17 protein-coding genes are annotated in these 21,089 nt (G+C 60.9%); 6 read left to right on the top strand and 11 right to left on the bottom strand.

The annotated features are described in order from the left end of the window. Nucleotides 1-46: 46 nt before the first annotated feature. From JN756_RS15085 to JN756_RS15100, 4 genes are all read right to left on the bottom strand, one after another. Nucleotides 47-5,038 carry a glycosyltransferase family 32 protein gene (locus JN756_RS15085; protein ID WP_201022225.1) on the bottom strand — a complete coding sequence of 1,664 codons (4,992 nt, stop codon included), beginning with the start codon at nucleotides 5,036-5,038 and terminating at the stop codon, nucleotides 47-49. Between the two features lie 259 nt (nucleotides 5,039-5,297). Beyond that, on the bottom strand, nucleotides 5,298-5,861 hold the full coding sequence (locus tag JN756_RS15090; protein ID WP_046383356.1) for a GNAT family N-acetyltransferase: 564 nt from the start codon (nucleotides 5,859-5,861) through the stop codon (nucleotides 5,298-5,300). 103 nt (nucleotides 5,862-5,964) lie between these two features. Continuing rightward, nucleotides 5,965-6,714 (bottom strand): helix-turn-helix domain-containing protein, encoded by a 750-nt coding sequence (locus JN756_RS15095; RefSeq protein ID WP_046383357.1) that lies wholly within the window; start codon nucleotides 6,712-6,714, stop codon nucleotides 5,965-5,967. A 201-nt stretch (nucleotides 6,715-6,915) separates the two neighbouring features. After that, a complete protein-coding gene (locus JN756_RS15100; protein ID WP_046383358.1) occupies nucleotides 6,916-7,839 on the bottom strand; it encodes a universal stress protein in 924 nt (307 codons plus the stop codon). Between the two features lie 243 nt (nucleotides 7,840-8,082). Here JN756_RS15100 and JN756_RS15105 point away from each other — a divergent pair, with 243 nt between their 5' ends. Then, the gene (locus JN756_RS15105) at nucleotides 8,083-9,156 is read left to right on the top strand and encodes an NAD(P)-dependent alcohol dehydrogenase (protein WP_090234857.1); all 1,074 of its coding nucleotides are present in this window, start codon (nucleotides 8,083-8,085) and stop codon (nucleotides 9,154-9,156) included. 12 nt (nucleotides 9,157-9,168) lie between these two features. Next, nucleotides 9,169-10,407, top strand: a complete 1,239-nt coding sequence (locus JN756_RS15110) for an MgtC/SapB family protein (protein ID WP_108524054.1) — start codon at nucleotides 9,169-9,171, stop codon at nucleotides 10,405-10,407. Between the two features lie 7 nt (nucleotides 10,408-10,414). Here the strand turns inward: JN756_RS15110 and JN756_RS15115 are convergent, their stop codons facing one another. The 7 genes from JN756_RS15115 to JN756_RS15145 are packed head-to-tail and all read right to left on the bottom strand — an operon-like array spanning nucleotide 10,415 to nucleotide 16,703. Next, nucleotides 10,415-11,779 carry a sensor histidine kinase gene (locus JN756_RS15115; RefSeq protein WP_046383361.1) on the bottom strand — a complete coding sequence of 455 codons (1,365 nt, stop codon included), beginning with the start codon at nucleotides 11,777-11,779 and terminating at the stop codon, nucleotides 10,415-10,417. Continuing rightward, the gene (locus JN756_RS15120; protein ID WP_017845733.1) at nucleotides 11,776-12,438 is read right to left on the bottom strand and encodes a response regulator; all 663 of its coding nucleotides are present in this window, start codon (nucleotides 12,436-12,438) and stop codon (nucleotides 11,776-11,778) included. The genes JN756_RS15115 and JN756_RS15120 overlap by 4 nt, the downstream gene beginning before the upstream one ends. Nucleotides 12,439-12,449: 11 nt before the next feature. Continuing rightward, entirely contained in the window at nucleotides 12,450-13,094 is a 645-nt protein-coding gene (locus JN756_RS15125; RefSeq protein ID WP_046383362.1) for a tetratricopeptide repeat protein, read from the bottom strand. Beyond that, on the bottom strand, nucleotides 13,091-13,900 hold the full coding sequence (locus JN756_RS15130; RefSeq protein WP_046383363.1) for an SDR family oxidoreductase: 810 nt from the start codon (nucleotides 13,898-13,900) through the stop codon (nucleotides 13,091-13,093). Before JN756_RS15130 ends, JN756_RS15125 begins: the two co-directional genes overlap by 4 nt. Next, nucleotides 13,887-14,561: an iron-containing redox enzyme family protein gene (locus tag JN756_RS15135; RefSeq protein WP_046383364.1), complete on the bottom strand. Its 675-nt coding sequence runs from the start codon at nucleotides 14,559-14,561 to the stop codon at nucleotides 13,887-13,889. The genes JN756_RS15130 and JN756_RS15135 overlap by 14 nt, the downstream gene beginning before the upstream one ends. Beyond that, nucleotides 14,558-16,036 (bottom strand): AMP-binding protein, encoded by a 1,479-nt coding sequence (locus JN756_RS15140; RefSeq protein ID WP_057004073.1) that lies wholly within the window; start codon nucleotides 16,034-16,036, stop codon nucleotides 14,558-14,560. Before JN756_RS15140 ends, JN756_RS15135 begins: the two co-directional genes overlap by 4 nt. Next, complete coding sequence (locus JN756_RS15145; RefSeq protein ID WP_057004074.1) at nucleotides 16,026-16,703, bottom strand: thermostable hemolysin; 678 nt, start codon at nucleotides 16,701-16,703, stop codon at nucleotides 16,026-16,028. Before JN756_RS15145 ends, JN756_RS15140 begins: the two co-directional genes overlap by 11 nt. Before the next feature lie 182 nt (nucleotides 16,704-16,885). Between JN756_RS15145 and JN756_RS15150 the strand changes: the two genes are divergently transcribed. From JN756_RS15150 to JN756_RS15165, 4 genes are all read left to right on the top strand, one after another. Then, nucleotides 16,886-17,428 (top strand): cytochrome b, encoded by a 543-nt coding sequence (locus JN756_RS15150; RefSeq protein ID WP_017845739.1) that lies wholly within the window; start codon nucleotides 16,886-16,888, stop codon nucleotides 17,426-17,428. Between the two features lie 163 nt (nucleotides 17,429-17,591). Further along, on the top strand, nucleotides 17,592-19,124 hold the full coding sequence (locus JN756_RS15155) for a sugar ABC transporter ATP-binding protein (RefSeq protein WP_108524059.1): 1,533 nt from the start codon (nucleotides 17,592-17,594) through the stop codon (nucleotides 19,122-19,124). Nucleotides 19,125-19,137: 13 nt separating this feature from the next. After that, entirely contained in the window at nucleotides 19,138-20,106 is a 969-nt protein-coding gene (locus JN756_RS15160) for an ABC transporter permease subunit (RefSeq protein WP_086005473.1), read from the top strand. 34 nt (nucleotides 20,107-20,140) lie between these two features. Continuing rightward, nucleotides 20,141-21,073 (top strand): ABC transporter substrate-binding protein, encoded by a 933-nt coding sequence (locus tag JN756_RS15165; protein WP_057004076.1) that lies wholly within the window; start codon nucleotides 20,141-20,143, stop codon nucleotides 21,071-21,073. Nucleotides 21,074-21,089 lie beyond the last annotated feature (16 nt).

The following is a 21,089-nucleotide window of genomic DNA, read 5'->3' on the forward strand; positions in this document are numbered from 1 at the left end:
CATACTTTGCCAGCGTTGGCCGGCTGCCGGTATGAGCATTAGTTGATCATGTTCCTATCCAGGAGTGTTCGGCGCCAATCTTTATCTGGAGTTGGTGAAGAAGTGATAGGTAGTGCTCCTTCATCTTTTTTATCTGATTACCCAGCAGGTCCGGCGGAGTAATACCCTTGCTCGCATAATATTGGCGCGCTTCACGTTCAATATCGACTATCGGTCCGGATGAGACCAGCTTACCGTCGACAATCTTCGATTCTTTAGCCAACCCATCGAGGCCCAGATGGTACATGTCAGGTCTTTTTGACTGGAGCACGTCATCAAACATTGTTGGGCCTACCGTCTCGAAAATCTTACTTTCGTAGGTGCGAAATTCAGAGGTGTATTGGATTTCCCCTCCGGGGCCTCTGGTGACGGTGGGGCGGTTGCTTTCAAAGTAAGCTTTGTTAGCGGAAAATCGCTTATTCATCTCCGCGATCATATCGTTAATAACCGGATTGCCAGGCTGTGTCGCAAAGTTACTGGTGTTGTAGAAGGGTTTGTAGTCCGTAATAGTATGGGCGACGGGTCTGTTAAGCAGAATGTCGCTGGAGCCCGCCTTCAATGCGGTAGCGCCAATATTGACTGGAATCGCATCATCGGTGTCGAGGTAAATGCCTCCGTATTTATTCATCAGTGGGTAACGGGCGACATCCGAAGTGGCGGCGAGATTTTTACCTTGCCCCTGTCGAAAATAGTTGTACATTTCAGTGTCTTTCAATTGTTTGAAAAAATCGTCCTCGTGCAGATTCATGACGCTTAGGCCAGGCGCTTGAGTGTGCAATTTGCTTTTGATTTTTTCGAACATCGCCGGGCTGTCCGCATCTACATGGATAATGGATTTATACCCAGGTGCATTGGCAGAGTTGTTGGCGATGTTTTCTATCAGGTTCGGCGGAATGTCACTGCCGGCCCAAAAGTAGTGAATCTGTTTGGGGATAGGGTGAGCATCTTTTGGAACCCGTAAAATTGTCGGAGGGGAAACATCAACATATTTAAACGCGCGGGCATCGACTTTTTTTGCGTGTTTAAACTCACTAAACGTTCCCCGTTGCCATTTTCCTTTGCCACTCCTCCAGAAGTAATCCTGATCTTGGGCACCGCTTGCTGGTTTGAGGTTGCTGGATTTCCACGTACCGGCATAGATGTTGAAGGTGACATCATGTTCTACGCCCTTGTGGTTCAGCGAATAGGGGCGTGTCGGGTTTCCCGTCAGGTGGATATCGTCCAGCGGGATTAAGTAGGTATTTTCTCCGGGGTTCCAGGGGTTGCCGCCCGCGCCCCCCAGGAGGCGGTCGGTTCTGGAGAGTGGTTCCCATCCGGAAAGCCCCAGATCCCTGACCGGTAGGTCAGGCCCAGTGCGCGTCGGATGCCGGATAACTCGCTGGCCATCCTTGAGGTGTGACTCATAAAACTTATCATCGATTTTTACATATTCTTTTTTACTGCGACCCACGTACACATTGGACTGTAAGCCTTTTGTCGATAACTCTTGGGGCGCAATGTACTTGACCTCATAGCCCAACAAATCGGCGTCCATCGACCTCACGTCACCATTGGCCGCGACCCGGCTCGGTTTGAAATCTGTCAGCGGCGGGCCGAAGGCACGTTTATTGATCGCGTCGTAGCGATGCCAATTACCTTGAAACAAAACCACGTTACCTTCGACCGTCTCTTGCCCCACGCTGAATGTGCCGGTTGCTGCCACGCCGTGCTGCTGACTGGCGGTCTTCACCACATCATTACTGCCGATCGAGTGCAGGCTATTGGGGTCATTCAACCTCGGCGTGTCAACGCTGAAATTGTCCAACGGCCTGCCGTATGCCTGCTTCGCGAGCGGATCGTAGGCGTACCACTTATTGGTCGCCTCATCGAATTTGCCCAGCGCTTTGCTTTCGCGTGTGCCATTAGCTGTTTTGAGTGTGCCTTCGGCGACATCGGTTTTTTTCGCCAATTCAAGTAGATCGACACCTCGGTAAGAGCCGCGCAGATGTTTGACCCCCTTGATCGCTGTGCTGACGCCTCGATGCAGGCCGTTCGCCACGCCACGAACCAGGTCGGCAACCCCGTCCAATGGATTGAGTGCGCCCACGGTCGCGCGCCCTATAATCTTGGCGACCTGACCAACCTTGGCAACTGTCGATGCGCCGGCCGCCGCGACTTTCGCGCCTTTTGCCGCGGCTCCCAAGCCGACGGCGAAACCAAAGATATCGAAGGCAAGATCGACAACGCCCCCACCAACATTGCCGTTGGTAAAATTAACAATGGCTGACCGTAACGGGATCAGGTTGAGCGCGATCTCCTCAACGGTCTCATGCAGCGGTACTTCAGAGTCAAAGGTGGTTCTGCCCTTGGCGTACTTCTCCACCGCAGGCAAGTTGATATCCTCTACCAATGCATCAACGATGTATTGGGTTCTAGCGCTACTGAAACTATTGGGTGCGCCTTGTGCATCTTTGTTTTCATGGGTTATCCCCGCTGCATAGTGACCTGCGGGTTTTACCTCATCAAAACGTTTGCCTGCTTTTATAGAATGAACCGTCGGCTCATAGTCCCGATAAGTCTTGTCCGGCAGCTTGGTCACCGTCCCTTTTAGTCGGTCGATTTCGTAGCTCATGCGCTGGCCATTGCGCTCGGTCTCGACCAGCAGAACACCGTCTGAAACACGCCTGGGCTGATCGGCGCGGTGGAACGACATTTCTTTGCGGATTGTTATTTTGCCAAACTCCAGATTCTGCCGATCCTCCAGCGGCTGTTTCGAAATAAGGTGCTTGAGCTGCGCGGCGGTCGTTTTTTTGACGGCACTGGAGTAATCCGAGAACGTCTCGTTGAATATCTCCGTCGGGCGCGGTAGTTCGTTAAGCCGTTCCAGCACATCGCTAATGCTGAACCCGTCCGAGGAGGACACCCATGCGCTGGGACGACCGTCCGGCCGCAGAGTGACGCCGCCAAATGTCAGTAGGTTCACGAAACCACGGCCCGCTTCCCCCCAATTATCCGCTGAGTCCGGTGCGCCTTTGAGTCCTCGACCATCGATATACATGTCCAGTATCGAGTAAGGCCCGGGGAAGTGCCGGTTGGAAGGCTGCAGGGTGATAGTTTTTTCTTCGAACAGTTCCGGGTCGACGTGAGGCAGCGCTACTTTTAACTGTTCCAGCGCAATGCCCCTCGTCGTCGGCATTTGCCCGATGTGCGTTTGCGCAGCCTCTCTCAACTCTCGAATCTGCGCGCTGTAGGCCTCGCGGGCAGTCGTCATTGAGGCATCCGTCGACGGGTAATCCATACCGTTGGCAACGCTCCAGTGTTTGATTGCGTCGGTCTGGGCGACATATTCGACAGTGCGTTCGTCGTCAGAGATCGGCGCAACGCTGGCTTCGAGCATAACGTCGGCGTAGCTCATCGACGCCGTGTTTCCTGGCGCTTTCGCTTCGATTCGGGCAACCGCCGTGGCAAGACTGACCCAGCTGTGGGTGCCCACGACGACGCCTTCCGGGATGTCCTTGATCAGGAATTCCGGTGCCCGGCTGGCCAGTAACAGGTGAGCCTGAATCGTGGCTTTTTCCGGGGATGAGGCTTTACCTTTGGCGACCAGGTGATCCTCCAGCTCCTTGACAACCGTCGACGGTGATTTGCCCGAGTTCTCCGCCGAGACCAGCCGATAGCCTTCAATTTGACCAGGGGCTTGGTGATCGACGTCGTCGCCAGAGACACTGGCGCTTTCGCTGTTCAGGGCCGTGAGCAGCCAGTCAGAAGCACTGCCTTTGACACCCCGCGTCTCGAACGCAGTTTGAATCGCCTCACCCAGCGCCTTGCCTCTGGGCGATGTGATCCAGGTATCGATCAGCCTTCGCGGGTTGCTCTGTTCCGCCGCGGAAATTGTCCTGCCGCTCAGCAGGTAGTCCAGGACATTTTTTGACGGTCCTAAGTCAATATCGCCAATTTTGCCTGTACCAATATCTGCCTTCAGCTGTTGCAGGTCTCCCTGATCCAGCGGCACAGGCCAAGCCAGCGCTCCGCCGAGGTTACCGTGTGCCGGCATCTTGGGCGCCGGGGTTGAGAGGGCGGTTGCGAGGTTCTCCAGCTGTTCGTGATGGGTGGGAATATGCCAGCCATGATCTTCCAGGAATTGCACGAGGCTGACCCTGTTCGATTGGCTAGCACTGATGGGTTGGTAGGTGCTCGGGGAAGACAGAGAGAGCGTCCGCTTCTTCAATTCGCCCGGGATTTGCTCGGGATTGCGGATGTCCACGGACTTTGCCAGGTGCCGCAGCTCGTTGATGGCCTCATGCCGATTCAGCACATCGCCCACCGTGGCTTCCTGTTTTTGGAGCGCGTCCGCGCTACGCGATTCAATCAAGCCTGCCGCGCTGCTCGGGTCGAGAGGTGAAAAACCTTGGTCCCGGTCGAGCTCTTCAGCGCGCCTGCGCATCGCCGGCCCTGTAAGGTCTTGCCGCTCTTGATAAAACCGCCCCACCATAAACCAAGGTGCGGATTCACTGAGATCACTTGCCGGCGGCGTGAAGGCCGTATCCTCGTGGCCCGCGTTGATCACACGCGCGGCCTGGAGGATGGGGCCGCTGATCGCGCCCCAGCGCCTGTCGTCTTGCCCGACGGTATGCAGTTTCTGTTCGGGATCAACCGAAGGCTTGAGCTTGAAGGTGATCGTTCCCGATTCCGGTTTGAGTGTTATCGACTCAGCATTAATACCTTTGTCACGCATCCACTGAACGACGTCAGGTGATCGAAAGGCGGCACGCAACTGCCCCCACCACCGACCGAATGAGGAATCGGCAGGTATCGGGCGGATGTTGATATTGCTCTCGCGATTGGCCGCCAGCAGCAACGCAGTACTGTATTCGGCCGCCAATGCGCGATCGCCTTCGGTACGAGCGTCGCCTGCCGACTCGGTGGGGGCAGGGGCTTCGCGTTTGTGTCTGGCGAGTGGCAGGTGGGATAGGGCGAATGGCTGGGGTTGTGCGGTGATGTGCGTGGAAACACTGGTCATGAGGTCTGTCGCCTGAGGTTACGAGATGACGCCAGGGGGGCAGTGCCCGTGGCATTAACCGTGTGTAGCGACAGAAGCGGTCTTGATTCCTTCGTTCAGCCAAAACACCGTTACCTGGTATTGCGCAGTGCCAGGCGCAGGTGCGGTTCACCCTGCTTACAGGCGTTCGCGCAACAGACGTTTTCGGTTCGGTATGAATACACTCAAACGAGTGTATGGAAGGCAAGGGCGGCGCGCCGCCCTTTTACCGTGCTGCTACTCAGAGCTTCACGCTGCTGATCACTTGGGTAGCGTCATCCGGATTGGTGACGGTGTGGAAGCCCAACGCGTTGGTCAACTCACGCAACGGGGTGTTGCTCGCTTCATCCACGGTGTACATCGACGTGAAGTTGTTTGCTTTCGCCGCGGTCATCAGGTGTTGCATCAAAATGTGCCCAAGTCCCAGGTGCTGCCAAGGGTCCGCCACGGTGACCGCGCATTCGCATTCGTGCTCTTTGGCCGCGGCATAGCGCGCAACGCCGATTTCGATCAGTTTGCCGTTGTCATGCACCAGGGCAATAAACGCCACGCGTTGCTGATTGTCGACATCCATCAATTGATCGAGCAGGGTCTTGCCGGGCTCGTTGATTTCGCCGAGGAAGCGCGCGTGCCGGGACTCGCGGGACAAGCTCTTGATGAAGTTATATTCGCGGTCCCGGTCTTCGATTCTCAGCGGGCGCACCAGCACATGGCGGCCGTCATTGAGCTTATCGATCCAGTGCGGTTCCGGGCTTGTTTTATAGGCGATGGCGGCTTGTCTGTTGTGCTCTTCGACGGTAAGCATGGTGTGAGCTCCGAGGTTTGGGGGCGACAGGAGCGGCCCCCTGTTGCTTCGGTTCTACGCCTTTGCCGACAGATAAAGCTGATTTGGATCAGATGAGGCCCTGTTACTCGGGACCATGCCGATGACAGCCGGATATGAACGTCTTGAGTTTCGCCAGGTCGAGAATCTCGACATTGCGCGCGCTGATATGCACCAGGCCCAGTTTGCGTAACTGCGCAATGCTGCGGCACACCGTCTCCAGGCGCAGGCCCAGATAAGAGCCGATCTCTTCTCGTCTCATGCGTAATATAAAAGATCGCGATGAATAACCACGCGTACTCATACGCATTGATATATTCAATACAAATGCACAAAGCCGCTCATCGGCGTTCATATTACCCATTTGCAATAACATACCGTGATCACGCACAATTTCGCGGCTCATGATTTTGTTCAAGTTATGTTGCAACGACGGTATTTGACCGGCCAGTCGCTCCAGTTGGTTGAAGTGCAGAGGGCACACTTCGCTGTCTTCCAGCGCAATCGCGTTGCAGGCATGGGTGTCGGCACTGATGGCGTCGAGGCCGAGCATTTCCCCGGCCATCTGGAACCCGGTGACTTGCTCGCGACCATCCATGGACAGTATGCAGGTCTTGAAGAACCCGGTACGCACGGCGTAAAGCGAGCGTAACGGATCGGCGGTGCGATACAGCGAAGCGCCTTTTTTGACTTTAACGCGTTGTGGAATCAATGTGTCCAGGCGACCCACTTCGATCTCGGTCAAACCCAGGGGTAAACACAACTCTAAAACGCTGCAGCTCGCGCAGGTTGTTTTTAAATGTTGGACTTGTACAAGAACTGGAGTTGACTTCATCACAAAAGCCTCTTGCACACACACATATATATTCCTCCTACTTAACATCCAAATATTGGAGAAAGATAGGTGCAAGTTTTATATATTTGAACCGCTGATCGCTTTTGAGTGTAATGGGCCTCGCTATGCCACCCTAATGAATGTCTTTGACATGCTCCTCGCTGCGAATTAGCAGCGAGGGTGTGCATATGATCGCGGTACTCAGTCGAGCACTTCCGGTTTAACCATCCACACGCTGCAAGGCATTTTGTACAGCAGCGTTTCGGCGGTACTGCCGAGCAGGCGCGATAGGCCGCGATGACCGACGCGGCCCATGACGATCACATCGACGTTGTAGGCATCGGCATAGCTGGACAGCACTTTCGCCGGGTTACCCAAGATCATATGGCGCTGCGCTGGCGGAATACCGTTGCGCGCGGCCAAATCATTGAAGGCCTGCCCCTGTTCGTCGAACAACCGTTTGGCGGCCACCGAAGAGAAGAACCCGGCACCGCTGCCGAATCCATACTCCTGAGCGCCGAGATCGGACAGGTCATGGGCATAAATCACCTCGACCTCGGCATCGCAGGCTGTCGCCAGTTTGACGGCTTCATGCAGGATGCGGTCGTTAAGGCTGTCGTAGTGCTCGTCGTGATGGAACGGGTCGACGGCCGCCACGATCTTGCGCGGTAACGCATGGGGCGCACCGCTGACAAAATGCAGTGGCACCGGGCATTCGCGAATCAGATGGACGTCCAGCGGCGTAAACATCAAGCGCGACAGCAGGGACTCATGCTCCAGCGCCTTGATCACCACGGCCATGGGCTCTTCCTTAAGACGAATCAGAATCTCCTGCAGCGGGCGCTCCACCCACGCCACTTCGGTGGTGACGGTCAGGCCGAGGTTGCGCAAGGGCCTGGCCTGATCCTCCAGCCACTGATGATGGCGCTCTACATAGCCAATTCGCATCTGTTCCAGGGCCTGCTCGTTGACCAGGCCGGCGGTAGCCAGGCCTTCCAGGTAATCGAAGGCGAGGATGTGCAGCGCCGCGCCTTCAGCCTTGGCCAGGGCGGCGGCCCGGTCGAAGGCGGGGCTGTGTTCCATCAGTGGCGAAACCAGCAGTAAGAAACGTGCTTGAGCAGACATGGGCAATCTCCCTTGGGTAACCAGCAGATAGCATCGGGCAATGATACTTACTCTAGATCATGGCGCCGGGCGCCGACGCCGGTTTGACTTGCATCAAGTCGCCTTGAGCCAGGGCACGCTCAACGACATCCGGCCGGGTGTCTCGATCAATCAGAGGATTGTTGATAATGATCAACCCCCGTGTTGTCATCGCGGTGCAGTCTGGATGTCATTCAGGCTTTTCCAGACGCAGGAGGTCACGCCGTGGCAACCATGAGAGCAGCTGTCTTCGTTGAAAAAAACCGCATCGTCCTCGACGACAAACCCATCCCCGAAGTCGGCCCGCTGGACGCGTTGGTGCGTATCACCACCACGACCATCTGCGGCACCGACGTGCATATCCTGCGCGGTGAGTACCCGGTGGCTAAAGGGCTGACCGTGGGCCATGAACCGGTGGGCGTGATCGAGCGGCTGGGCTCCCAGGTGCGTGGTTTCGTTGAGGGGCAGCGGGTGATCGCCGGCGCCATCACGCCCAGCGGGCAGAGTTATGCCTGCCTGTGCGGCTGCGGCTCCCAGGACGGCCCCGACACCCGGCATGGCTTTCGCGCGGCCGGCGGCTGGAAGTTCGGCAATACCATCGACGGCTGCCAGGCCGAATACGTGCTGGTCCCCGATGCGCTGGCCAACCTGTGCCCGATTCCCGATGGGCTGAGCGACGAACAAGTGCTCATGTGCCCGGACATCATGTCCACCGGCTTTTCCGGCGCCGAGCGCGGTGAGGTGACCATCGGCGACACCGTCGCGGTCTTCGCCCTCGGGCCGATCGGCCTGTGCGCGGTGGCGGGCGCCCGGCTCAAAGGCGCGTCGATGATCATCGGTGTCGATGGCGTCAGCGAGCGCATGAACGTCGCCCGCAGCCTGGGCGCCACCCATATCGTCGACTTCAAGAAAGGCAATGTGGTCGAGCAGATCATGACCATCACCGACGGCCGTGGGGTTGATGTGGCGATCGAGGCCCTGGGGACCCAGGGTACGTTCGAGTCGGCATTGCGCGTGCTGCGTCCGGGAGGGCGGGTCTCCAGCCTGGGGGTCTACTCCAGCGACCTGCGCATTCCCTACGACGCGTTCAGCGCGGGGTTGGGGGATTACAGCATCGTGTCGACCCTGTGCCCTGGCGGCAAGGAACGCATGCGCCGTTTGCTCGCCGTGGTGGCCAGCGGCGGGGTGGATCTGTCGCCCCTGGTGACGCACCGTTTCAAGCTCGACGATATCGAGGCCGCCTATGAGCTGTTTGCCCATCAGCGCGACGGTGTCATGAAGGTCGCGATCACGCCCTGAAGGCGCCTGTAAATGACGCAAACCCTCGGGCTGGCCGGTGCCGCCGCGGCGCTGGGCATCGGCATGCTGATCGGCCTTGAGCGCGAACGCCACAAGGGCCAGGGCGAGTTGCGCGCGTTTGCCGGTTTGCGCACCTATTCGATTACCGCGTTATTGGGCTACGTCTCGCAGCAAGTCGGCGGTGGCCTGTTGCTGGGCCTGATCGCCGGGTGTCTGGCTGTGATCGTCAGTACCGCTTACTGGAAGAGCCGGGACAACGACCCGGGGATCACCAGTGAAGTGGCGTTGCTCACGGTGCTGCTGCTGGGCGCCTGGTGTGGGGTCGCTCCCGAACTGGCCACGGCCGTCGGCGTGGTGGTGGCCGGCCTGCTGGCCTATCGCGACAAGTTGCACAACTTTGCTCGCAGTCAATTGACCGATGTGGAAATGCGCGACGGCCTGTTGCTGTTGGTCGTTGCGCTGGTGGTCCTGCCGTTGGCGCCGGATCGCTTTATCGGCCCCTACGGCGCGCTGAACCCGCGCACCATCTGCACGCTGACGGTGTTGTTGATGGCGGTCGGCGCGGTGGGGCATGTGGCGGTGCGCGCGCTGGGACCACGTTATGGCTACGTCGTGAGCGCCATTGCTTCGGGGTTCGCCTCCAGTACCGTGACCGTTGCTGCCATGGGCCAGATGGTCGCCAAAGAGCCGGAGCACCTGCGCATCCTCGCGGCGGCGGCCATTTTCTCGAATATTGCGACGGTGGCCCAGGCGGCGCTGATCCTCGGCACCGTGGAACCGGCGCTGCTGTCGCAGATGGCCTGGCCGCTGCTCGCCGGGTTTGCCACCACCGCGTTGTACGGTGTGTGCCTGATGTGGCACGCGCCGACGGCGGCGGCCAGCCAAACCATCAAGGTGGGCGGCGCATTCGACCTCAAGCTGGCGCTGATCATGGTCGTGACCCTGACCGGCATTACCTTCTTGTCGTCGCTGATGCTCCATCACTTCGGCCAGGTCGGCGTGATATTGACTGCCACCCTGAGTGGCTTTGCCGATGCCCACGCGTCCATCGCGTCGATCGCGGCCCTGGCCACCAGCGGCCAGTTGTCCCTGGGGGCCGCGTCCATCCCGGTGTTGCTCGCGGTCAGTTGCAACGCGCTGAGCAAGTGCGTGGTGGCCGGGGTCAGCGGCGGTCGTCACTTCGCGGTGTATGTGATCGTCGGCCAGGTCTTGCTGGTCGGCGCGATGTGGCTGGTCACATGGGCCGGCTGATGCTCCGTCAGGCAGGGATTTCCAGGGTCGCCCGCAGGCCGCCGGCCGCCAGGTTTTCCAGGCTGACCTGGCCGCCCAGGCGTTGGGCGATGGTTTGTACGATGGTCAGGCCCAGGCCTGCGCCTTGGGCATTGCCACGGCTGTAGAAGCGTTCGAACAGGCGCTCGCGCTGGTTTTCGTCGATGCCAGGGCCCTGATCGTCGACGGTAAGGGCAAAACGCATGGCGTTCTTGCGCAAGCCCACGGTGATCACCCCGTGTTCCGGGGAGAAATTCGCGGCGTTGGTCACCAGGTTGGTCAGGGCGATATTGATCGCGGCGGTATCGGTATTCACCGGGCACGGGCCATCCTCGACGTCGAATACCAGCTCAAGGCCTTTGCTCAACAGCCACGGGGTCAACTGAATCAAGGTTTCGCGCACCGTTGTCGCCAGGTCGACGGCCTGCAGCGGCGGTTGCCCGGCGCTGGGCTCCAGGCGCGCCATGGTCAGCAATTGGTTGACCAGGCGGCTGGTACGGTCGACGCCGGCGATCAGAAAGGCCAGGGACTCGCGCCGTTCGGTTTCTGTGCCGGCTTCCAGCAGGTTCTGGGCATGCACGCGCAATACCGCCAATGGTGTACGCATTTCATGGGCCGCATCGGCAATAAAGCGCCGTTCGCGGCCGAGCATTTCCTGGATCTGCGCGAGCATGCGGTTGAGCGCCGCCTGCATCGGCTCAAGCTCCGTGGGCAGCGGCGTCAGTTGCATCGGTTCGAGCGAGCCCGAATGCCGCGCACGCAGGGTGGCGGCCATGTCGGCCAGGGGCTTGAGGCCCCAGCCGATCGCCAGCCAGACCATCGCCGCGAGAATCAGGCTGCCCAGCACGTTGGGCCACAAGGTATGCCGCACGATGCGTTGCACCAGGTCGGCGCGCACGTCGTCGCGCTCGCCCACCCAGATCCGCAGGCCGTTGTCCTTGTCCTTGAGCACAAAGCCGCGCCATTGACGGCCGTTCAGGTCTTCGACGTTGCTGAAGCCCGGCTGGGTGGGCGCGGGGACAAATGACGGGGCGCTGGCGGTGAACACCAGCAGTTCGCCCTTGGGGTTCCACACCTGGAAGGCGACTTTGCTTTCGTAGGGGTGCCCATCCACCTTGGGCATCGCTTCGCCCAAGGCTTTGTTGAACGCGCGGTACAGGTCTTCCTGGTCCTGGCTGGCCAGCGGCATGCTCATCACGCCCTGGAGCAGGCGGGCGTTCTGCGCCAGTTGCGCGTCATAGACTTCGGCGATTTCGTGGTTGCTGTCATGCAGGTTGAGCGCGCTGATCAGCAGCAGGCCGACGAGCAGCAGGCCGATGATCAGGGTCAGGGTTCGCCGTCGTATAGAAGTCATCCGCGCTCCTCAACCAGATAGCCGACGCCGCGAACGGTGCGGATCAGCTCGCTGGAGAACTTCTTGCGCAGGTGATGGATATGCACTTCCAGGGTGTTGCTTTCAGCTTCTTCGTTCCAGCCGTAGAGCAACTGCATCAACTGGTCGCGGGTCATGACGCGGCCCGGTGGCGACAGCAGTTCGTGCAGCAGTTGGTATTCCTTGGGGGTGAGCAGCACCGGTTCGCCGTGGTAGCTGACCTGTTGCGTGCTCGGGTCCAGGCAGATGCCCGCGTGTTCGATCATCACCCGTGCGCGCCCGGCGCTGCGGCGCAGCAACGCGCGCAGGCGCGCCTTGAGTTCGGCCAGGTCGAAGGGCTTGATCAGGTAATCGTCGGCGCCGGCGTCCAGCCCGGCGATCCGGTCTTCGGTGGCATCCCGTGCCGTGAGGATCAGCACCGGCAGGTTCGAGCCGCTGTCGCGCAAGCGGCGCAGCACCTCCAGCCCATCCATGCGCGGCAGCCCGAGATCGAGCACCGCCACGTCAAAGGTTTCGCTGAGCAGTGCATGTAATGCACTGCTGCCATCTTTGAGCCAATCAACGGTGTAGCCCTCTCGCACCAGCGCCTGGTGAATACCTTCACCCAATGCTTCGTCGTCCTCGATCAGTAATAGGCGCACGCGGACTCCTGTCAGTTGAGTTTTTTGTTGATGTCGGCCAGCACGCTTTCGATCTCTTTGCGCCGTCCGGCATCGGCGGTTTCCCGGCCCGGCCGTGGAGCGGCGAGCAAGGCTTTTTGCAGGGCCTCGCGGGCTTCGCTGTAGCGTTTCTGCCGGTACAGGTGGTCCCCCCAGAAATACAGACTATCTATGCCCGTCGGGTTCAGTTGCAAGGCCTGTTTGAGTAACTGGTCAGCCTTGTCGGCATCGCCGAAGCCGATCGGCCAGCCGGGAACCCGATCATACAATGCGGCGAGGCTGGTGTAGGCCGAGCCTTGCAGGGCCTTGGGGTCGAGGGCGAGGGCTTTTTCCAGGTCGACCTTGGCCGCCTTGACCTTGCTCAACGCGCCAAGCCCGCCCTGGGCACCGGCCCAGCTGCTGCTGACGATGCCGGACCAGATCCAGGCCTCGGCCGCTTGAGGGCGCGCCTGGGTGAAGGCTGTCGCCTGGGCGGCGAGTTGCTCAAAGGCCTTGGTGCGCTGTTCCTCGGGCAAGTTGTATTGAATATGGGCCCAGCGTGTCTGGATCTCGGTCAGGCGTTGCTGGTCGGCGCTGTCCAGCGCCCAGGTGAGTGGGCTCAGGGCGGTGAGCAGCAGCGCGGCGATGAGGCGTTTCATGGGTTCAGATCCTTTTTCACGGGTTTATCGCTGAGGCGGCGGACCAGCGGCAGTTGTTTGCGCAAGCCTCGGTCGACCAGGTTCGGCAGCAGGCTGTTGAGGCGCACAAAAAAGCGCTCCGGCCAGCCCAGGTAAAGGTCGCGGCGGTCGTTGGCAATCGCTTTGATCACCGCGGCGGCCACGCTGTGCGGGTCGTCGACGTTGGATTTGAGCGCATCGTTCAAGGCTTGCGCCGCGGGGCTGTTCATGCGCGTATGGGTGGCACGCGGCGCGACGTACAACACGCCGACCCGCGTATCGGCCAGTTCCCGGCGCAGGGCTTCGGAAAACCCGCGCAAGGCGAACTTGGTCGCGCAGTAGGTGGCATAGCCGGGGTAACCGATGGAGCCGTAAGTGGAGCCGACGTTCACCACCATCGCGCTCGCGGCTTGCTTGAGCATGGGCAGCAGCAGCTTGGTCAGGCAGATCGGCGCGGTGATGTTCAACGCGAGCATGCCGTTGATCTCGTTTTCGTCGAGCTGTTCCAGCATGGCGAAGTGGTTGATCCCGGCTGCGTTGATCAGCAGGTTGACGCCGCCGATGGCTTGCGCGGCGGCCAGCACCTTGCGCCGGTCGTTGAGGAAGGTCAGGTCGGCGCCGACCCAGCACAGTTGTTCCGGGTATTGCGCCAACAAGGCTTCCAGCGGTTCGCGATGACGCGCCACGGCCAGCACATGCGCGCCACTGGCGCACAGTGCGGTGGCAATCGCCAGGCCAATGCCACCGCTGGCGCCGGTCAGCACCACACGGGCTTCAGACAGGCGCATGGGGAGCCTCCCCGCTACGCGGCAGGTTGCGGAACATGTCGGTGTACAGCGCGTACACGACTTTGGAGGCGCGGATCACGGCGGCCTGGTCTTCGGGGTCGTCCAGGCTGTTCATCAAGCGGCGGTACGTTTCCATGTGCCCGATGTCCAGGGCACCGTGGGAGCTCAGGTAGCTGAACGCCGTCTCCGGCAGTTGCAGGTGATCGCGGATGCTGCCGGCGGCGTGGGTGGCCAGGGCGATGCTGGTGCCTTCCAGTACATTGACCATGCCGAACAGGCCGACCGGGTTGTCACGGGCGATCAGGTCGTAGAGGTAGCTGACCATCAGCTCGATGGGCAAGCCCGGGCGTCCGTCACGTACCGCGTCGCGGTCGCCGCCACAGGCCTCGATGTCATCGAGCACCCATTGCTCATGGCCATATTCATCCTCGATGTAGTCGCTGACTGCCTTGCGCAACCACTCCAGGCGCGAGGGCAGGCGCGCACCGCAGGCCATCATCAACGGCACGGTGTGGCGCACGTGGTAGTAGGCCTGGGCGAGGAATTCACGGTAGCTCTCCAGGCTGACCTTGCCTTCCAGTGCATCACGGATGATCGGCAGGCTGAACAGGGCCTGGCGTTCTTGTTGGGTGGCGTCTTGCAGTGTGTCGAAAAAGTTCACGATGAAGTTTCCTCGTTGAGTGCAGGGGCAAGTTGGGATTGATAACGCGCGACGATGGCGTCACGCCGTGGCCGGCCGTTGGCGGTGAGCAAGCCGTTGGCGGCGGTGAACGGTTCTTCCAGGCGCGTCCAGCGATGCACCTGTGCGTAGTCGGGCAGGCCGCTGTTGGCCAGGGCCACAGCGGCGGCCAGTTGGGCGTCGGAGCAGTCGGCGCGATGAGGCCACAGCAGCGCGTGGTTCTGCGGCAGGGCTTCGCCATAGACGAAGGCCTGGGCGATGGCGCCGCCCTGGGTCAGTTCGGCCTCGACCCAGTCCGGGTTGACGTTGCGCCCGTAACTGGTGACGAACTGATGCTTCTTGCGGCCTTTGAGGTAGAGAAAACCGTCGTCGTCGAACGCGCCCAGATCACCGCTGGGCCACCATTGTTCGGGCTGTTCGGTCTGGCCCAGATAGCCGAGCAAGGTCGAGCCTTTGATCAGCACCTCGTTGTCTTCGGCGAGGCGGATCTCCACATGGGGCAGCGGCTGGCCAACACTGCCGGCGCGCTGGGCGCCGGGGCGGTTGAGGCACACCACCGAGGCGCATTCCGACAGGCCGTAACCTTCGAACACCGGCACGCCCAAGTGCTGCGCGCGCAGCAGCAAGGCCTTGGAGACCCGCGCACCGCCCACCGCGGCAAAGCGCAGGCCTTGCGGGTTGAAGGCTTTCTGCTCGGCGGCGATGACCAGCATCAGCAGCAACTGCGGAACCAGGATCAGGCTGTGGGGTTGGCGCACCGCCAGGCAACCGAGCAATTGCGCGGCATCCACCGCACTGGCGCCCTGGATGCCCAGGCTCTTCTGGCTGGGCAGGCTCAAGGTGGCGCCGGCATACAGCGCGGCGTAGCAACCCAGGTTCTCGAGCAGGATGGCAAGCGGCAATAATGACAGGTGATGGCGCGGGTCGCTGGCATGGCTGGCCTGGTACAACTCGCGGGCCACCCGCAGTACGCTGTCGGCGCTCAGGCACACGCCTTTGGGCGTGCCGGTGGTGCCGGAGGTAAAGGTCACCTTGGCCGTGCCCAGGGGCATTGAAGGGCGGCCGTCGAACGCGCGGCACCAGAAGTCACCGGTTTTGCGGTAACCGCCAGCGTGCAATTCGGCGTCCAGGTAGGGCTCGGCGATCACGCGCTCGGCGTGGCTCTGTTCCAGGCAGTGGGCGCGTTGGGTCGGGCTGAAGAACGGCGGCAGGGTCAGGCAGGTCAAGCCTTCGAACAGGATCGCCAGGTCCCACAGCATGGCCTCGATGCCATTGTCCAGGGCCAGCGCCACCACCTTCACGCCTTCATCGCGCAGGCGTTCCTGTCGAGCGGTCACCTCGGCGAACAGCGCGGTGTAATCCATCTTCAAGGTGTCGCCCCACAGGGCGACGGCGCCGTCATTGCGTTCGGCATAGCCGCGAAGAACAGCGTGGAAACGGCGGGTTTCAGGCGACATGGCTGGCATCCTCAATCGTGGTCGGCAACCCCAGGCGCGAGAACAGGCCCATGTTGCGCAGATGGATGAAGCCGGCGCGGATATTGCCGACATGCACCCAGGGTTGGCTTTCGTAATAACTGCCCCAGTGATGGCGCTCATCGCCCAGGCGCTGCGGGTCGGCGGCGCACAGGGTGACGGGCTTCAGGCCGAGGCGATGGAAACTGTTGACCAGGCCGATATTGCCGGTGAACGCCACCCACTCCAGGCCGGCCATCGCCAGCAACCAGGTGATGGCGATGATGCTCAGGCGCGCACTGCCGGTGTCGCTGGCGGCCAGGTTGCCGACTTCGGCGATGGCCCGGCGGTCTACCGGTTGCGCGGCGGCGGCGCTGATCAGCGGCTCGATCGGATGGTCGAGGTAGCGCTCCAGGAACAACGGCTCGGCGCTCGCCAGGCGCACCCCGGCGACGGCGCAGAGTTCACCGTTGGCCTGGCTGACGCCAAACAGCTGCGGCATGAAATGACGGATATCGGCACCGTGGGCAATCCGAAAGCGCTGCTGGATGAAGGCTTCGAAGGCCGGGCGTTGGGGGTCTTGGGGCAGTGCTCGGGAAAGGCACAGCGATGCGCTGTCGGCTTGGCCGAACAGCAGGGGCAGGGGGATCTTCCAATCGATACTGGGCATTGGCGTTATGCCTCCCAAGTGAAGTTGGGAGGAGTATCGAGGGCGTTTCTTAACGAAGTCTGAAGGTGCTGAAAATGATCGTTTCAGCGATCTTCAGATTGTCTTAAGACTAGCCGGGCAGGGTGATCGCGACTTTATCAAGGCCGGGTTCGGCCCCACCCCCTGCACAAGGTGCCTTTTCTATGAGCGAAAACCTGATGACAGCGCGCTACTCAAGGCTGTCGATGATTCTGCACTGGTTGATGCTGGCGTTGTTTGTCGGCGTGTACGGTTGCATCGAAATCAAAGGTCTGTTGCCCCGCGGGCACGCACTCAAGGGGCTGTTCCTCGGCGCCCATGCGCTGTTCGGTATCGGGATTTTCCTGCTGGTCTGGCTGCGCCTGCTCGGGCGCCTGACGCCGCGCCCACCGATCGTGCCGCGCCCGCCGGCCTGGCAGACGGGCATGTCGCACCTGATGCACCTGGCGTTGTACGGCCTGATGATCGTCACGCCGCTGCTGGCCTGGCTGATGCTCAACGCCGCAGGCAAACCGGTGCCGTATTTCGAGTTTTCCTTGCCGACCCTGGTCGCAGCGGACCCGGACCTGGCCAGGCAGTTCAAGCACTGGCATGAATGGTTGGGCAGCGCCGGTTATTGGCTGATCGGCCTGCACGCCGCCGCCGGTTTGTTCCACCACTATTGGGTGCGGGACAACACCTTGCTGCGCATGCTGCCAAAACGTTAAGAACGCTGAGGTTGCGGTTAAGTCGCTTGATGAAACGTTTCATCAAGCGACAAACGGGATACGCAAGCGCTTGCGTAAGCAAATCTATCTGATTAGAGTCGGTGGTGATCGGCTCTGATCCAAGGAGCGCGAATACAAAAATAATAAATTCAGGAGCTCAGTCATGAGCCTCGAACCCTTGCTTGAAATGCAGGGCATCAGCAAAACCTTCAACGGTTTGCGCGTGCTCAAGAATGTCAGCCTGAAAGTCTACCCCGGCGAAATCCACGCCTTGATGGGGGAGAACGGCGCCGGCAAATCCACCCTGATGAAAATCCTCTCCGGCGCTTACCAGGCCGACCCGGGCGGCACCATCCGCATCGCCGGCCAGCCTGTCGCCACGTTCGACCCCGCCACCGCCAAAGCCCTCGGCATCGCCGTGATCTATCAGGAACTGAGCCTGTGCCCGAACCTGAGCGTGGCCGAGAACATCTACCTGGGCCGTGAACTGCGCCGTGGCTGGACCATCGACCGCCAGGGCATGCAGGCCGGTTGCGTGGAAGTGCTGCAACGCCTGGGTGCCGAGTTCACCGCGGCGACGCGGGTCAGCAGCCTGTCGATTGCCGAACGCCAATTGGTGGAAATCGCCCGCGCCCTGCATGCCCACGCCAAGATCCTGGTCATGGACGAGCCCACCACGCCGCTCTCGTCGCGCGAGACCGACCGCCTGTTCGCGCTGATCAAACAGCTGCGAAGCCAGGGCCTGGCGATCATCTATATCAGCCATCGCATGGCTGAGATCTACGAACTGTCGGACCGGGTTTCTGTGCTGCGCGACGGCCAGTACATCGGCGAACTGACTCGCGACGCGCTGTCGGCCGAGGTATTGGTGAAGATGATGGTCGGCCGCGACCTCTCCGGTTTTTACAAGAAGGAACACGCGGCCTATGACCCTGGCGCGGTGGTGATGCGCGTGCGCGACATGGCCGACGGCAAACGCGTGCGCAACTGCAGCTTCGACCTGCATGCCGGCGAAGTGCTGGGCATCGCCGGCCTGGTGGGGGCAGGGCGCACCGAACTGGCGCGGCTGATCTTCGGCGCCGACCCGCGCACCGGCGGCACCCTGGAAGTGGTGGGCAAGACCGTCACCCAACTGCGCACCCCGGCCGACGCGATCCGCGCCGGCGTGGTGTACCTCACCGAAGACCGCAAGGCCCAGGGCCTGTTCCTGGACATGAGCGTGGCCGACAACATCAATGTCTGCGCCTGTGTGCCGGACGCCCATGCCGGTGGCGTGCTCAATCGACGGCATGCCGCGCAACGCTCGCAGGACGCTATCAAGTCGCTGTCGATTCGCGTGGCGTCGGGCAAGGTCAACGTCGGCGCGTTGTCCGGCGGCAATCAGCAAAAGGTCTTGTTGGCGCGGCTGCTGGAGGTCAAGCCGCATGTGCTGATCCTCGACGAACCCACGCGCGGCGTGGACATCGGCTCCAAATCCGAGATCTACCGCATCATCAATCAACTGGCGCAGGCCGGTGTAGGCGTCGTGGTGATTTCCAGTGAGTTGCCGGAAATCATCGGCACCTGCGACCGCGTGCTGATCATGCGCGAAGGCCAGTTGGTGGCCGAAGTCGGCGGGGCTTCGGGCCACGTCATTTCCCAGGAACGTATTATTGACCTCGCCACCGGTGGCGATCAGGTGGCTGCCCATGGCTGATTCGAACAACACAATGACCCTCCCGCCAATCGGCAAGGCCGAGCGGCTCAGGGAACTGATGCGCAGCGTCGGCATGTTGCCGGTACTGGTCCTGCTGCTGGTGGGCTTTGCCCTGGCCAGTGAAAACTTCCTGACGGTGCAGAACCTGTCGATCATCACTCAACAGGCCTCGGTCAACGTGGTGCTGGCGGCGGGCATGACCTTTGTGATCCTCACTGCCGGCATCGACCTGTCCGTCGGTGCGATCCTCGCAGCGTCCGCCGTGGTGGCGTTGCAGGCCTCGATGTCGCCGCAGTTCGGCATGTTCGGGATTGCCGCCGGGATTGGCTTTGGCCTGTTGCTGGGCCTGGTCAACGGTGGGTTGATTGCGTTCATGCGCTTGCCGCCGTTTATCGTCACCCTCGGCGCGCTGACCGCCATGCGCGGCCTGGCGCGTTTGCTGGCCGACGACAAGACCGTGTTCAACCCCGACCTGCCGTTTGCCTTTATCGGCAATGACTCGATACTCGGCGTGCCGTGGTTGGTGGTGATCGCGGTCGCGGTGGTGGCGTTGTCGTGGTTCATCCTGCGGCGCACGGTGATGGGCGTGCAGATCTATTCGGTGGGCGGCAACCCGGAAGCGGCGCGGCTTTCCGGGATCAAGGTGTGGAAGGTGCTGCTGTTCGTCTACGCGATGTCCGGTGCGTTGGCCGGGCTTGGCGCGGTGATGAGTGCTTCACGCCTGTTCGCCGCCAATGGCCTGCAACTGGGGCAATCCTACGAGCTGGATGCGATCGCCGCGGTGATCCTCGGCGGCACCAGCTTTACCGGCGGCGTCGGCACCATCGGCGGCACGCTGATCGGCGCACTGATCATCGCGGTACTGACCAATGGCCTGGTGCTGCTGGGCGTCTCGGATATCTGGCAGTACATCATCAAGGGCATCGTGATCATCGGCGCGGTCGCGCTGGATCGCTATCGCCAGTCCGGTGCGCGGACCTGAGTTCACTCCTACAACAATCACAAGAGAGACCCACATGAACCTAAAACACATCTTCCCCGTCATTGCCTTGGCTGCCCTGATGTCCCAAGCCGTGGAAGCGCGTGAATTGAAAGCCCTGGGCATCAGCATGGGCTCGCTGGGCAACCCGTATTTCGTGACCCTGGCCGACGGCGCCACGGCCCGCGCCAAGGAGCTGAACCCCGGCGTCAAGGTCACGTCGGTGTCGGCCGACTATGACTTGAGCAAGCAGTTTTCGCAGATCGACAACTTCATCTCGTCCAAGGTCGACCTGATTCTGATCAACGCCGTCGACCCCTCCGCGATGGCCTCGGCGATCAAGAAAGCCCGTGACGCCGGTATCGTCGTGGTGGCGGTGGACGTGGACGCCAAGGGGGTCAACGCGACCGTGCAGACCGACAACGTCGAAGCCGGCAAACTGGCCTGCCAATTCCTGGTGGACAAGCTCGCGGGTAAAGGCAACGTGATTATCCAGAACGGCCCGCAAGTGACCGCCGTGACCGACCGCGTCAAAGGTTGCAAGGCCGCCTTGGCCGCTGCGCCGCAGATCAAGGTGCTGTCCGATGACCAGGACGGCAAGGGCTCGCGTGAAGGCGGCCTGAACGTGATGCAGGGCTACCTCACGCGTTTTGCGAAAATCGACGGTCTGTTCGCGATCAACGACCCCCAGGCCATCGGCAGCGACCTGGCGGCCAAGCAGCTTAAACGCAGCGGTATCATCATCACCTCGGTAGATGGCGCGCCGGATATCGAGAATGCGCTGAAGACCGACACCCAGATCCAGGCGTCCTCCAGCCAGGACCCATGGGCCATGGCGCAGACGGCGGTGAACATCGGCAATGACCTTCTCAACGACAAGGCGCCGGCCGAAACGGTTACGCTGCTCACGCCCAAACTGATCACCCGCGACAACGTCGCGACGTACAGCGGTTGGTCGAGTAAACACTGAGTCATTGAGGGGGGAC

It is taken from the genome of Pseudomonas sp. Y39-6 (assembly GCF_023651955.1).
GTDB lineage: Bacteria > Pseudomonadota > Gammaproteobacteria > Pseudomonadales > Pseudomonadaceae > Aquipseudomonas > Aquipseudomonas veronii.

Excerpts from the sequence above, each read along its gene's own strand:
- JN756_RS15145 (WP_057004074.1), bottom strand. The coding sequence starts at position 16,703 with ATGCCCAGTATCGATTGGAAGATCCCCCTGCCCCTGCTGTTCGGCCAA.
- JN756_RS15100 (WP_046383358.1), bottom strand. The coding sequence starts at position 7,839 with ATGTCTGCTCAAGCACGTTTCTTACTGCTGGTTTCGCCACTGATGGAA.
- JN756_RS15115 (WP_046383361.1), bottom strand. The coding sequence starts at position 11,779 with ATGACTTCTATACGACGGCGAACCCTGACCCTGATCATCGGCCTGCTG.
- JN756_RS15155 (WP_108524059.1), top strand. The coding sequence starts at position 17,592 with ATGAGCCTCGAACCCTTGCTTGAAATGCAGGGCATCAGCAAAACCTTC.
- JN756_RS15165 (WP_057004076.1), top strand. The coding sequence starts at position 20,141 with ATGAACCTAAAACACATCTTCCCCGTCATTGCCTTGGCTGCCCTGATG.
- JN756_RS15160 (WP_086005473.1), top strand. The coding sequence starts at position 19,138 with ATGACCCTCCCGCCAATCGGCAAGGCCGAGCGGCTCAGGGAACTGATG.
- JN756_RS15090 (WP_046383356.1), bottom strand. The coding sequence starts at position 5,861 with ATGCTTACCGTCGAAGAGCACAACAGACAAGCCGCCATCGCCTATAAA.
- JN756_RS15140 (WP_057004073.1), bottom strand. The coding sequence starts at position 16,036 with ATGTCGCCTGAAACCCGCCGTTTCCACGCTGTTCTTCGCGGCTATGCC.
- JN756_RS15085 (WP_201022225.1), bottom strand. The coding sequence starts at position 5,038 with ATGACCAGTGTTTCCACGCACATCACCGCACAACCCCAGCCATTCGCC.
- JN756_RS15110 (WP_108524054.1), top strand. The coding sequence starts at position 9,169 with ATGACGCAAACCCTCGGGCTGGCCGGTGCCGCCGCGGCGCTGGGCATC.
- JN756_RS15125 (WP_046383362.1), bottom strand. The coding sequence starts at position 13,094 with ATGAAACGCCTCATCGCCGCGCTGCTGCTCACCGCCCTGAGCCCACTC.
- JN756_RS15130 (WP_046383363.1), bottom strand. The coding sequence starts at position 13,900 with ATGCGCCTGTCTGAAGCCCGTGTGGTGCTGACCGGCGCCAGCGGTGGC.
- JN756_RS15095 (WP_046383357.1), bottom strand. The coding sequence starts at position 6,714 with ATGAAGTCAACTCCAGTTCTTGTACAAGTCCAACATTTAAAAACAACC.
- JN756_RS15150 (WP_017845739.1), top strand. The coding sequence starts at position 16,886 with ATGAGCGAAAACCTGATGACAGCGCGCTACTCAAGGCTGTCGATGATT.